This window comes from Streptomyces sp. NBC_00986 (assembly GCF_045162565.1).
Lineage (GTDB): Bacteria > Actinomycetota > Actinomycetes > Streptomycetales > Streptomycetaceae > Streptomyces.
The window spans coordinates 3,305,298-3,318,057 of sequence record NZ_CP108733.1 but is presented as its reverse complement, the minus strand read 5'-3'; the positions used below and the strand labels follow the sequence as shown (position 1 = coordinate 3,318,057).

The window sequence follows — 12,760 nt, the reverse complement described above, 5'->3', positions numbered from 1 at the left end:
GTCTTCCGTAGTGGAGACCGGCGCACGCCCCGCCGGACAACGGAAACGGGACCGGCAATACCCACTTCGCCGTGCCGGTGAGCAGTGCTGGTCACAAGTCGATCAGAAGTTGGCAACCTGGCGGCGAGTAATCCCCCGTACATTGCGGCAGCGGGGCCGAAAGATCATCTGATCGGCCCGGGAGTCCGGACATCCGCGACCCCGATACCGCGATCCTGTTCAGAAATTGCTCTGGAGACATACCGATGAAGATCGCCAAACGTCTCATCCTCACCACCGCGGCCGTCACCGCCGTGGCCGCCGGCACGCTCGTGAGCGCGACGGTCGGCCAGGCCGCCACCCCGCAGTCGCCCGTCCGCCTCGGTGTCACCGTGCCCGACGCGCTGAAGGTCCCGGACGGCAACACGCTCACCGGCGTCTTCTCCGCCGCCGGCGTCCAGACCTACACCTGCACCAACAGCGCCTGGACGCTGCTGGAGCCGGCCGCCACCCTGTGGGCCAAGAACGACCGCACCAAGCGTCCCGTCGCCCTGCACTCGCGCGGCCCGGTGTGGGTGTCCACGGTGGACGGCAGCGCGGTGAACGGCTCCGCGATCGCCACCTCGCCCAAGACGGGCGCCATCCCCGAGCTGCTGGTGAAGGCCACCGCCACCCGCGGCACCGGGACGTTCGCCGACGTGTCCTACGTCCAGCGCCTGGGCACCAGCGGCGGCGTCGCCCCCACCACGGCCTGCACCGGCACCAGCACGGACCAGGTCAGCGTGCAGTACACCGCCACGTACGCGTTCTACAAGCCCGCCAAGTAGTCCGGTAGGCGGCGACGGCAGTGGCCTCCCGGGGGTTCCTGGGGGCCACTGCCGTGCGTCTGACGGGCCCTCAACTCCCTTGCTGCGGCTCCTGTTCGGCCCTGATCCGGCCGTGCACCTCCCAGTCCCACACCGTCTCCCGCACCTCGTCCAGGGCGCGGGCCAGATGCCTGCGGTAGGTGCTGAACGCCAGGTTGAGCTTCCGCGCCACGGCGTCCTGCGTGGACGTCGAGTGGTACGTCAGCGTCAGCACGTCGTGCAGATGCCGGGTGCGGGGATGGGCGTTCAGCCGCTGTACGGCCCTGCCGATCAGGTCGCGCAGCGCGGTCACCGGGTCGCCCTCGCTGAGCTCCTCCACCAGTCGGCTGCGCAGCAGCGGGTTGTCGGCGAGCCCGCCGGGGTCGAGCCAGCCGCGCAGCGCCTCCCGAACGGCGGCGTCCGACTCCTCCCGACTCAACGGTGTCACACGGGACTTGGGCTTCCCGGCGACCACGGCCGGTGCCCCGCCGAGCAGGCGCGCGTCGATACCCTCGGCCCACTCCTCCACCCGCGCCGCCCGCCAGTCGTGACAGAACAGGCCGTACCCGCGATCGGCGTGCACGGCCCGGCGGGGCGGCTGGAACATGCCGAGATACGTCAACAGCGGGGCCCAGAACTTCGGTTCGGCGCTGACGAAGCACGACCAGGCACAGTGCTTGGCGCGCAGCACCTCGAAGACGATCCGCGTGCGCACCAGGTCCCACGACCGCGAGGGGCGGTGGTGGTGCTCCTCGTGCACCATGAACCGCGCCACACCCAGGTGTTCGCCCTGGCGCGGGGGAGTCATCGCGGAGACCAGCTCCCACGCCTCCGCCAGCACGGGGTCCGCCGCCCGGGTCTCGTCGTCGAATGCGTCGATCCTCAACCAGGCCATGAACCCGAGGATTTGACCCGTGTCGCAGCGCCGGTGGACGTGAAACGCCTCTGGCTGACGTCTCAACCAGTACGCGACCATACGGGCGTTGTGCTCGCCCTCGACCTTGTGGGTCAGCTCGATCAGGGCGGGGACGTCCTCCGGGCGCATCGGCTGCTCGTGGACGTCCGGTTCGTCCCGGCCGCCCTGGAACTCCCTCAGCCACTGCGCCCTGGAGACGATGTGGTTGAACTCCCGTGCCGCGCGCAGGGCTTCCTTCTCCGGTGCCTCGCGGACGCGCTCCACCAGGTGGCGGCGGATCGTGCGGTGCATGGCCTTGTAGCGTTCCGGGTCGCGCCAGCGGAAGTCGCTGTCGAGGGCGTCACGGACGACGTCGTAGGGGCACACCCCGAAGGGGCCCGACTTCATGAACGACAACTGCCGCAGCCAGGCGAAGAGTTCGGTGGCGTCCTCGTCCGGGAGTGCCACGCGCAGCAACTCCTCGGTGGTGTCCGCGACATGGCCGCACACCTCCAGGGCGCGCCGGTGTGCGGGCGAGGGCGGTCTGCCGACGATGTGGGTCAGCAGGCGGTCGACGACCGTGCGCAGCGGGGCCCAGAAGACCTCGTCCGTCGAGGAGTTGTCGTGGGTCGCGGCCTCCGCGACCAGGCGCAGGGCGAGCGGATGGCCCGCGGCGAACCGGAGGAGGGACGGGTGCAGTGCGGGGTCCGCGCCCTGCGAGGTGAGCAGCGCCGCCGAGTCCGCGGGCCCCAACTCCCTTAGGGGCACGACCTGGAGGACCTCGCTCCACGCGAGGTCCGCCTTCCAGAGGGGGTCGGGTGCGTGCCGTCCGGCGACGACGACCAGGGATCCGGCGGGTAACCGCGGCAGGAAGCGGTCCCGTATCCACTCCTCCATGTCCCGGTAGCGCTCGAAGTCGTCGACCAGCAGGACAGCGTTGTCGCGGGCGAAGACCTCGGCGGTCGCCTCCTCGAAGGCCGACGGCGAGAGCTCGACCGTACGGGCGTCGACGCCGACGACCGGCCGGCCCGCGGCGCGTGCCTCCGCGGCGAAGCGCTGCAGCAGCACGCTCTTCCCCATGCCGCCCGGGCCGTGCAGCACGATGACCATCGGGGCGCCGGGTGCACCGGCCAACGCCCGCCGGAACAGGGCGAGTTCCTCGCGCCTGCCGACGAAGTTCTGCAGGCGGGCGGAGGCCAGTCTGTCGGCCAGCAGGCCGGCGGAATCGTCCTTGGCCATGCCGTTCCCTTCCCCGGAGTCGACCGCTTCGGGCCGCTGCGAAACCTACCCGTTCGGGCCGGCCCATGGAGTACGGCCGGACCTTACGCCGGTCTTACGGACAACGGGACCGGTCACCGGCCGGGCGCCCTAAACCTGGGAGGGGGCCGTCCGTGGAAACACCTGCCGACCCGCTTCTTTGTCCTATTCGTGCTCGTTGAGGAACGCAGAAGGGTCCGTAACCCTCCTTCTGTGTGAAGGAAACAGCACAGGCAAGGAAACCGGGGACTGAGTGGCATGGGTTTGACCAGCGAGACTACCGTTTATGTGGTGGCGGCCGTGGCTGCCGTCTGCGTGGCGCTGCTGGTCTGGGTGTGGCCGCGGCTCGCCAGTCCGGGCGTGCGGCAGGTGCTCGGGCGGCTGGCAGCCATTGGGGTGACTCAGGTCACCATCATCGCGGCGTTCGCGTGCTGGCTGAACTCCTCGTACCAGTTCTTCGGATCGTGGGGCGAGCTCTTCGGCAACGTCGACACCGCCCCCGTCGGCGTGACCCAGGCGGCCGACCACAGCGGTGACGGCACGGCCGGCGGTGTCTCCGTGAAGGGCGCGCTGGTGCAGCCCGCCGGCGACGAGCAGCTGAGCCGGGTCAGCGGACTGCCCACCGGCGATCCCGCGGTGAACGGCAAGGTGGAGTCCGTGAAGGTCATCGGCCGCCGTACGGGAGTGGTCGACCCGGCGTTCGTCTACCTGCCGCCGCAGTACTTCCAGAAGGCGTACGCGCGCCAGCGCTTCCCCGTCGTCGTCACGCTCAGCGGCTACCCGGGCAGCATCTTCAACCTCGCGCAGTATCTACGGGTGTCGCAGACCGCCGGGCAGCTGCAGAAGAGCGGGCAGATGCAGCCGACCATCATGGTGATGATCCGGCCGACGATCGCCCCGCCGCGCGACACCGAGTGCGTGAACGTCCCTGGCGGACCGCAGACCGAGACCTTCCTCGCCAAGGACCTTCCGCAGGCCCTCAAGTCCGTCTACCGGGTGGGCCACGACGCCAGCGCCTGGGGCGTCATGGGGTACTCCTCCGGCGGGAGTTGCGCCCTCCAGCTGACGATGCGCAACCCGCACGTGTACACGACGGCCGCCGCGCTCTCGCCCGACTACAGGGTCAAGGACGACCCCACCACCGGCAACCTCTTCGGCAGCGGCCTCGGCCGGGTGAACCGGGTCAACGGGCATGACCTGATGTGGCGGTTGAAGCACCTGCCCATCCCGCAGGTCTCCGTCCTGGTCGCCGAGAGCAAGCACGGCGAGCGGGGCTATCCGCAGACCCTCGCCTTCATCAAGGCCGTCAAGGCACCCATGCGTGTCGCGTCGATCCAGCCCGCGTCGGGCAGCCACAACTTCCCCACCTGGGTACGGGAGATGCCCGCGTCCCTGAAGTGGATGAACCAGCAACTCACCTTCCCCCAGGACGTCGTGCCCCGGCACGTCCCCAAGAAGAAGGGCAACAGCACCGTGCGGGCGGAGGGCACCGAGCCCAAGAAGCCGGCCGCCGGGGCGCGCAAGTAACGCGCGCTGGGCCACTGCCCGTTACTTGCGCCCCAGCGTTCCGGGCAGTTCGCCCCGCCGCCGGATGCCCAACTTCCGGTAGGAACTGGTGAGATGGGTCTCCACCGTGCGGCGGGCCAGATGCAGCAGATCGGCGATCTCGGTGTTCGTCCGGCCGTCGGCGGCCAGTTCGGCGATCCGCCGCTCACTCGTCGTGAGCGACCGCGAACCAGTACGGGCGGGCGCCGAGCGCCGGGCCCCGCTCTCGCCCAACGCCTCCTCCGCCAGAGCCCATTGACGCGTCGCCCCCAGCCGCTCCGCACGCTCGGCGGCCTCCCGCAGACAGGCCCGGGCCCGCCCCCGGTCCCCGGCCGCGGTCAGCCCGCGGCCCCGCACGATCAGCGCCGATACCAACTCGGCCTCCGTGCCCACCGGCCCGTCCCGCAGCAGTCGTAGGGCCTCCTCCGCGAGCTCCAGACCGCGTCGGCCGCCGGTCGCCGCGGCCAGGACACGCAGTGAACGGCCCACCGTGCGGGGTGTGTTCCACACCCGGGCCAGCCGCAGCTCCTCCTCGGCCAGGGCGATGGCCTCCCGGGGACGGGCCAGCGCGATCCGGCACTCGGCGGCGGCCGTGCGCCACGGGGTGACGACCGGACTGACCACCTCACGGGCCGACTGCCGGCGCCCGCACTCCAGGAAGTCGTGCAGCGCGCCCGCCATGTCGCCGGTCGCGGCGCGCACCACTCCTCGCGCGTAGAGAAAGCGGTTCAACTCCCAGGATTCCGGCGCGGACCGCAGGTCGAGACCGTCCGCGAGCCGCAGCGCCCGTGCCTCCTCGCCGGTCGCCACGAGCGAAAGCAGCACATGGGCCTGCCGGTTGGAGGGGCCGGTGCGCGCCCGGTCACGCGGACACGGGTCCGCCAGCAGCCGCGCGTGCTCGCCGCGTGCGGCCAGGATGTCGGCCCGTACGTTGACCAGCGCCTCGTGCATCGGGTGCAGCACGTCGGGACGCTGACCCACCAGGCCGCGCTCCACCAGCCGTTCCGCTTCCGGGAGTTCGTCGGCCCACTGGGCCACGGCGGCGGCCGTGCCGATCAGGAACGGCTCGGTCAGCGGATCGGCGGGCTGCGCGAGCAGCGCCCGCAGCCGCCGCATCGCCTCCGCCGCCGAGATCAGCCCGGCCGTGGCCGCATGCCGTACGACCAGCGCGTGACCGGCCGTGCCGACCAGCTCCGGCGAGTGCTCGGCGGCGTCGCACAGCCACCGGTACACCTCCTTGCGTACCGTCTGGTCCTGCTCGGACAGCAGCACCGAGGCGGTCTGGAGGGTACGGATCAGCTGCGGACGGTCCGTCAACTCGTCCTCCAGTGTGCGCAGTACGTCCACGGCGGCCAGGGTCCTGCCCCGGCCGGCCAGCGCCGTGCCGAGCGCGACCGCCGCCCGCACCGTGTCCTGCGGCGCCCCCGACAGCCGTAGCGCCTCGCTCAGGCGGGGGATACCGGCCGAGGTCGTCTGTGCCGTGTACTCCAAGGAGCCCAGTTCGGTGAGCAGTTGCTGTCTGCGGGCGTCCGGGAGCGGCTCCTCGAGGACCCGGCGCAGGAAGGCGGCCGCGTCGGACGTGCGGCCGTCGCGCAGCGCGAGCGAGGACGCCTCCTGGAGCGCGACCGCCGTCCAGGGCTCGCCCACCGGGTCGGACAGCAGCAACTGCCGGGCCACCGTGTCGGGAGAGACACCGTGGCGCTGCATCGTCTCGGCCGCCGCCGCGTGCGCGGCCCGCCGCCGGGCCACGGGCACGCCGGTGAGCACCGCGTCGCGCAGGAGTGGATGCGCGTAGCGCGGACGCCCGTCGGGGTCGGGGCGCAGCACCCCGAGCCCGGTCATCGCGGTGAGCCAGCCGGCCACCCGCGCCGGGTCGGCACCCGCCAACTCGGCGATCACGGCAGCCAGTTCGTCGATGGGACAGGTGTCATGGCCGCTCGGCAACTCCTGCGGGGTGTCGCCGTCCCACCCCTCGTCCAGCGCGGCCAGCGCCCGGGCGACCTCGCCGGTGGCCTGACCCGCGCTGTCCAGCCACCAGGACACGGCGGCCGGATACGCGCCCGGGTACAGCGCGGCGGACGTCCTCGGCACGGTCGGGTGCCGCCCGGCGCCGAGGTCGTCGAGCAGGGCCCGCAGCAGCAACGGGTTGCCGGCACCGGCCCGTACGCAGTCGTCCACCCACGGCTCGGGGGCATCCGCATGGGCCGAACGCACCAGCTCGGCCGCCGAGTTCGCGGTCAGGGGACCCAGCGTGAGGGTGCGCACCAGGGCGGGCGACAGGGTGTGGGTCAGGCCCGGCGCCGGTGGATCGACGTCGTACTGGCTGCGTTCCGTGACGACCAGCAGAATCCGTAATCGGTCGACGTGCCGGGCGGACTCGACCAGCCAGCGGTGCGAGGCCGGGTCGGCGAGGTGGACGTCGTCCACGGCGATCAGCAGCGGGGCCCGGTCGGCGTAGGAGTGCAGCACCCGCCGGAACAGCTCGGCGCTCGCCCGCTCGTCACCGGCGAACTTCACGTCCCCGAACTCCGGTACCGGAGCCATCAGTTGCAGCACGGTGGCGTACGGCACCGCCTGGTCGCGGGGCGAACAGCGGGCCCGCAGCACCCGCATGCCGTGCGCCCGGGCATCCGTCACGGCGCCCTCCAGCACGGTGGTACGGCCCGTCCCGGTGGCCCCGCGCAGCAGCACCAGCCGGCCGGCACCGGCCCGGGCCCACGCGGCCTCCGCCACCAACAGCCGTGCCGCGTCGCGGTGTTCGGGCGGTGTCGCGGACGCTCCGGCGTCAGACGTCGTCCCCGTCATCGCGGTCCTCCTCGTCTCCGTCGTACCCGTCGTGCCGGTCGCTTCCGCCGTCTTGGCCGCTCACTCGCCGTGGTCCGCCGTACGTCCGATCTCGTGGTGCTGCTCGTGGTCCTCCACGATTGCGCGCGCCCCACCCGTCCCGTGAGGGTGAGGAGTACACGGCCGCCACCAGCGCACCTGGGGTGGCACGTAGTTGGATGTGGATTCGAGGGAGAACGTTGCTCAGCTCATCGCGGCCCGCACACCCCGGTACCGCCGACTCCGCCGACCGCATACCCGTGGCGGTGCACGCCCCGGACCCGATCTCCCGCGAGGGGGCACTCAGCCAGCTGCGCAGATACCCGGAGATCGACCTCCGCGAGGAGAACGACACCGGTCCCGGCAGAGTGGCCCTGTTCATCGCCGACACCCTCGACGAGACCGCGCTCGCCCGGCTGCGCCGACTGGTGCGCAGCGAGGGCGGGCGGGCCGTGCTCGTCGTCGGGGCGCTGCGCGAGGCCGAGTTGCTCGACGTGATCGAGTGCGGGGTCGGCGCCATCGTGTGGCGCGGGGAGGCGACCGCACAGCGCCTGGTGCAGGCCGTGGTCGCCGCGGCCCGCGGTGACGGCGACCTCCCGGCCGATCTGATCGGCCGACTCGTCGAACAGGTGGGAACACTGCATCGCAGCGCGGCGGGCCGGTCCGGAGGCCACCCCTCGGGGCTCTCGCCGCGCGAGGTGGACGTCCTGCGGCTGGTCGCCGAAGGGCTGGACACCGGAGAGATAGCCAGCAAGCTCTCCTATTCCGAACGCACCGTCAAAAACGTCATGCACGGACTGACCACACGCCTTCACCTGCGCAATCGGGCGCATGCCGTGGCGCATGCCCTTCGGGAAGGCTACATCTGACCGAACGGGCACTCGAAGGAGGACGCGCGGGCAGCGTGTCCTGCCCCGTTCCCGTCCCCAAGGTGATTGCGGGGACGGGCGGTTGGGACGGCACGATCGGGGGACGGCCGACAGGGGCGTACCGGGCGCCGACGCGTACCGCGGGGCACGACAGCACGGCAGGGCGGGAGTTCGGCGGTGATCCACGAGGTGGACGAGGTTCTCAAGGACCTGATCGGCGGCGGCGCACTGGCCGGTTCGGGCATCGAGGTCTCCTTCGACGCCCCGACCCGCGACTGGGCGGCCCGCCGCAACACCCCCACGATCAACACCTACTTGTACGACATCCGGGAGGACGTGCACCGGCGCCAGCGCGGGCATGTCGCCGTGCGCGACGAACGCGACGTGGTCGTCAAGCGTCGCCAGCCACCGCGCTGGTTCCGGCTGTCGTATCTGGTGACCGCGTGGACGAAACGGCCGCAGGACGAACACCGGCTGCTGTCGGCCGTGTTGTCGACCCTCATCCCGCGCGAGCTGCTCGCCCCCGCCGAACTCCCCGGTTCCCTAGGTCAGTTGGGCTTGACGGTGCCGATCTCGGTGGCCGGCATCCAGACCGAGTCACGCTCCCTCGCGGAGATCTGGTCCGCCCTCGGCGGCGAACTCAAGCCGTCCCTCGACCTCGTGGTCACCGCGCCCTTCCCGGCCTACCCCGAGTACGACGCCGGCCCGCCCGTCACCGAGGGCGCGGCGGTCCGCGTGAGCGGCCTCGACGGCACCGAGCCGGGCGTGGAGGAACGCGCGCACCGTCCGCGGCAGGTGGCGGCGGTACGGGAGGCGCGCGAGGTCGCTCGGCGCAAGAGGGCGCCGGGGACGCCGACGTGACGGTGACGGACGAGACCGGGGACGTCGAAGTCTCAGTGGCAGAAGACGCGTTGGGCTTCGCCGTCGAGCCGGAGACCGAGATCCTCCTCGCCCGCCTCGGTCACCTCCGTGAGCGCGTCGCCCTGCTCGTCGACCGGCGTTCCGCCACCGACCCCACGGCCGGCGACCCGATGCGCGGCCTGTACCTCCCGGAAGAGGCGGTACGGCACCTGCTGCTGCGCTCCCCGGAGCAGGAACTGGGCTCGCCCGCCCGGGAGTTGGCGCACAGCCCGGCCGACCGGCTCGCCGCCCTGCACCTGACCGACCTCGACACCGCCCTTCTCCTCGTCGCCCTCGCCCCCGACCTGGACCGCACCTTCGAGCCGCTCTACGGCTACCTCAACGACGACGTCAGCCGCCGCCGGGCCACCGTCGGACTTGCCCTGGACCTGTGCGGCGTACCGGCACACCAGGCGGAGGGCCGGGCCCGGTTCCTGCCCACGGCACCGCTGTCCGCCCTCGGACTGCTCACCGTGGAGGAACCCGAACGCCCGTTCCTCGGCCGCTCGTTGCGCGTGCCCGACCGGGTCGTGGCGCATCTGCTCGGGGACGACACCCCGGACGCGCCCCTCACCGGGCACCTCCACCCGCTGCCGGTTCCGGTGCCGAGTGGGTCGTACGACGCACAGGAGACTGGCGGGCAAGAGCCGGGCGGAGACGAGGAGTTCACCGTTTTCGTCGACCGGCTGGGCGCACTGCTCGCCGAAGGTCCGCCTCTCACCGTGTATGTGAGGGAGCGTCACGAAGGCGACGGGCTGGTGTGCGTGGCGGCGGCGCTGCACGCGGCGGGGGTGGCCGCCGTGCGCTACTCCGGACCCGTGGAGCAGGTGCCGGAGCTGCTGCGCGAGGCCCGGCTGAGCGGCCGTACGGTCGTCGTGGGCGGACTGTCCGACCAACCCGGCGCGTTGGTAAGGGCGTTGACCGACGCCACTGACGTCTCCGTACTGATCGCCGGTGCGCGGCCGTACGACCCGCAGTGGTGCGAGAGCGATCCGCTGATCCTGGAGGCGCCTCGGCAGCGCGCCGCGGCGGTGCGGGCCTGGACGGACGCCGTCGGCGAGCAGAACGGCTTCGACGTACGGGCCACCGTCGCGCCGTACCATCTCGGCGCCGACCGCATCGCGCGCGCCGCCCGTGCGGCCCGGGGGCTCGCCGCGTTCGACGGCACCCCGATGAGCGCCGCCCATCTGCGGCTCGCGGCGCGACAGCAGTCGGCGTCGGGGCTCGAACAGCATGCACGGCGGATCCGGCCCGCCGTGGACTGGCGGGACCTCGTCCTGCCCGAGCGGTCCCTGACCCAGCTGCACGAACTCGCCCTGCGCGCCCGGCATCGCGACCGGGTCCTCGGCGACTGGCGGCTCAGCGCGGGCGGCGGCCGGGGGCGTGGCGTGCTCGGCCTGTTCGCGGGGGAGTCCGGGACCGGCAAGACACTGTCGGCGGAGGTCGTCGCGGCCGAACTCGGCCTGGATCTCTATGTCGTTCAGCTGTCGTCGATCGTCGACAAGTACGTCGGCGAGACCGAGAAGAACCTCGAACGGATCTTCACGGAGGCCGACCGCACCGACGCCGTGCTCCTCTTCGACGAGGCCGACGCCGTCTTCGGCAAGCGGTCCGAGGTGAAGGACTCGCACGACCGGTACGCCAACATGGAGAGCGCCTATCTGCTCCAACGCCTGGAGTCCTTCGACGGGATCGCGCTGCTCACCACCAACCTGCGCGCCAACATCGACGAGGCGTTCACCCGCCGGCTCGACCTGGTCGTCGACTTCCCGTTCCCGGACCCGGCGCAGCGGCTCGCGCTGTGGCGGCACGGGCTGACCCATGTGCCGAGCGCGCCCGACCTCGAACTCGCGCCGCTGGCCGATGAGTTCGAGCTGGCCGGCGGCTCCATCCGCAGCGCCGTCGTCACCGCCGCCTACCTCGCCGCCGGACGCGGCGACACGGTGACCGCGCCGGACCTCCTCGAAGGGGCCCGCCGCGAATACCGCAAGGCGGGGCGGCTGGTGCCGGGAGAAGGCACCTGGTAGCCGCCCCGCCAGGGTGGATCAGAAACCGTCAGTTCGGCACCGTCAGCCTGACCGCCACCAGCCAGTGCGCGTTGTCGAGGGTGCCCGAGAAGCCGTACTCGGGCCGCGGCTTGGTGCAGTTCTGCGGGCTCCAGTCCCAACCGGAGTTGCGGACGATCCAACAGAGCTGACCACTGCCGATGTTGTTCGCGAAGCCCGTCATGTACGCGGCGCCCGGCTTCGCGCTGCCGATGTAGTTGTCCTTGCCGTCGGCGATGATGGCCGTCCAGCCCGAAGGCTGGTACTTGCCGTAGCCGTTGGTCGACGCCGGGTCGTGGATGAAGGCGTTCGCGGCCGAACCGGCGGTCCCGGAGACCGCGATGTTCACGGAGAGGATCTGCTCGTCGTCGGTGGAGGTGGCGGCCGTGGCACCGTCGCACTCCGGGGCCTGCCAGCCCTTGCCACCGATGTAGATCCGGTAGCAGACATGGCGTCCGGAGTCCCGCGCGGCCAGCTTGTTCACCGCGGTCGCCGCCGTCACGGGCTTCGGCTTGGCGGACGGCTTGGAGTCCCCGCCGCCGCCCGATCCGCCACCGGCCGCCGCGGCCGTCGAGGTCTCGGCCGCCGGGGGCGCGCTCGTCACGACGGGCGAGGGCGGCGGGGGAGCGGCGCTCAGCGTGGGGCTGGGCGCGAGCGTGCTGACGCCCGCGTCCTTCAACTGCTCGGTGGCGGCGGTCTGCACCTGCGGCTTGTACGCGATCCACAGCATGACGAAGGTGAGCGCGAGCGCGGTGAGGACCCCGAGGAAGGTGGCCAGCCAGCGCGGCAGGAACCCGCGCTGGAGGTAAGTCCCCTCCACCGGAAGGGGGTTGGCGCCGGACCGCAACACGCTGAGCGTGTACGGCCGTTGCTCCTTCGGCCCGAACCAGATGATCTTCCGCGGCTTCAGGGACGCCTTGACGAACGCCGCCCGGCCCGGCTCGATCTGCACATTGCCCGGATGGATGTCGTACGACAGCTGGTCGCCGTTGTCGCTGCCGCTGATCGACGCCGTCAGCCTGGTGTTGCCGAGGTTGTCCACGGCGAGTTGGGGACGGCCCCGGAAACGCCCCTTGACCGTCGGCGGCACCAGCTCCGCCCGCACCTCCGTGAACGGGGTGATGGTCAGATTGCCCTCGGGGACGGTGACCGCCTCCGGGTGCTCGGTCGGCGTGATCCGCACCGCGTACGGGTTCGGGCCCGCCGTCGCGTCCGGGGTGCGCGGCGGCGCGAACGTCAGGTCGACCGTCCCCGTCGTGCCCGGATAGAGCCGCAGCGTCTGCGGCTCCACAACGGTCCAGGGCGCGATGCTCCCGACCGGTTCGAAGCGGTACTCGTCCACGACGTCGCCGGTGTTGCGCAGCCGCAGCCGCACGCGGGTACTGCCACCGGGATCGACGGTCGCGGACGCGGGCTCCAGGGAGGTCCACAGACTCATGAGCCGACGCTACGACGGATGGTGAGGGCGCGTCAGGAGTCGCCGGGGCAACACAAGTTGCCCAAAAGGGCCGCCCGGCAAACCCCCGCTGCCCCCGCGCCGACGGTCTCCACCGCGGTGTGCCGCCCCTGTTCCCGCTGTGGAGTGCCCCTGAGGGCAAGGAA

Annotated in this window: 8 protein-coding genes; 5 read left to right on the top strand and 3 right to left on the bottom strand. The window is 72.0% G+C overall.

Annotated features, from left to right (window positions below; all coding sequences use genetic code 11):
- Window positions 1-245 precede the first annotated feature (245 nt).
- Window positions 246-806, top strand: a complete 561-nt coding sequence (locus tag OG504_RS14415; RefSeq protein WP_405990195.1) for a DUF3455 domain-containing protein — start codon at window positions 246-248, stop codon at window positions 804-806.
- Window positions 807-876: 70 nt separating this feature from the next.
- Here OG504_RS14415 and OG504_RS14410 read toward each other — a convergent pair whose 3' ends face one another.
- The gene (locus OG504_RS14410; protein ID WP_405990194.1) at window positions 877-2,958 is read right to left on the bottom strand and encodes an AAA family ATPase; all 2,082 of its coding nucleotides are present in this window, start codon (window positions 2,956-2,958) and stop codon (window positions 877-879) included.
- A gap of 276 nt (window positions 2,959-3,234) precedes the next feature.
- On the opposite strand from OG504_RS14410, the gene OG504_RS14405 reads away from it, so the two are divergent.
- Window positions 3,235-4,503 (top strand): alpha/beta hydrolase, encoded by a 1,269-nt coding sequence (locus OG504_RS14405; RefSeq protein ID WP_405990193.1) that lies wholly within the window; start codon window positions 3,235-3,237, stop codon window positions 4,501-4,503.
- Window positions 4,504-4,524: 21 nt separating this feature from the next.
- On the opposite strand, the gene OG504_RS14400 is transcribed toward OG504_RS14405, so the two are convergent.
- Complete coding sequence (locus OG504_RS14400) at window positions 4,525-7,326, bottom strand: LuxR C-terminal-related transcriptional regulator (protein ID WP_405990192.1); 2,802 nt, start codon at window positions 7,324-7,326, stop codon at window positions 4,525-4,527.
- A 218-nt stretch (window positions 7,327-7,544) separates the two neighbouring features.
- Here OG504_RS14400 and OG504_RS14395 point away from each other — a divergent pair, with 218 nt between their 5' ends.
- The 3 genes from OG504_RS14395 to OG504_RS14385 all read left to right on the top strand — a co-directional run bounded on the left by OG504_RS14395 (window position 7,545) and on the right by OG504_RS14385 (window position 11,140).
- Window positions 7,545-8,213: a LuxR C-terminal-related transcriptional regulator gene (locus OG504_RS14395; RefSeq protein ID WP_405990191.1), complete on the top strand. Its 669-nt coding sequence runs from the start codon at window positions 7,545-7,547 to the stop codon at window positions 8,211-8,213.
- 177 nt (window positions 8,214-8,390) lie between these two features.
- Entirely contained in the window at window positions 8,391-9,074 is a 684-nt protein-coding gene (locus tag OG504_RS14390) for a DUF4255 domain-containing protein (protein ID WP_405990190.1), read from the top strand.
- Window positions 9,075-9,109: 35 nt separating this feature from the next.
- Window positions 9,110-11,140 carry an ATP-binding protein gene (locus OG504_RS14385; protein WP_405996333.1) on the top strand — a complete coding sequence of 677 codons (2,031 nt, stop codon included), beginning with the start codon at window positions 9,110-9,112 and terminating at the stop codon, window positions 11,138-11,140.
- A 28-nt stretch (window positions 11,141-11,168) separates the two neighbouring features.
- Here the strand turns inward: OG504_RS14385 and OG504_RS14380 are convergent, their stop codons facing one another.
- Window positions 11,169-12,596 (bottom strand): hydrolase, encoded by a 1,428-nt coding sequence (locus OG504_RS14380; RefSeq protein WP_405990189.1) that lies wholly within the window; start codon window positions 12,594-12,596, stop codon window positions 11,169-11,171.
- Window positions 12,597-12,760: the final 164 nt, after the last annotated feature.

Bases quoted from the DNA above. Each gene is read 5' to 3' on its own strand.
- OG504_RS14415 (WP_405990195.1), top strand. From the start codon at position 246: ATGAAGATCGCCAAACGTCTCATCCTCACCACCGCGGCCGTCACCGCC.
- OG504_RS14410 (WP_405990194.1), bottom strand. From the start codon at position 2,958: ATGGCCAAGGACGATTCCGCCGGCCTGCTGGCCGACAGACTGGCCTCC.
- OG504_RS14405 (WP_405990193.1), top strand. From the start codon at position 3,235: ATGGGTTTGACCAGCGAGACTACCGTTTATGTGGTGGCGGCCGTGGCT.
- OG504_RS14400 (WP_405990192.1), bottom strand. From the start codon at position 7,326: ATGACGGGGACGACGTCTGACGCCGGAGCGTCCGCGACACCGCCCGAA.
- OG504_RS14380 (WP_405990189.1), bottom strand. From the start codon at position 12,596: ATGAGTCTGTGGACCTCCCTGGAGCCCGCGTCCGCGACCGTCGATCCC.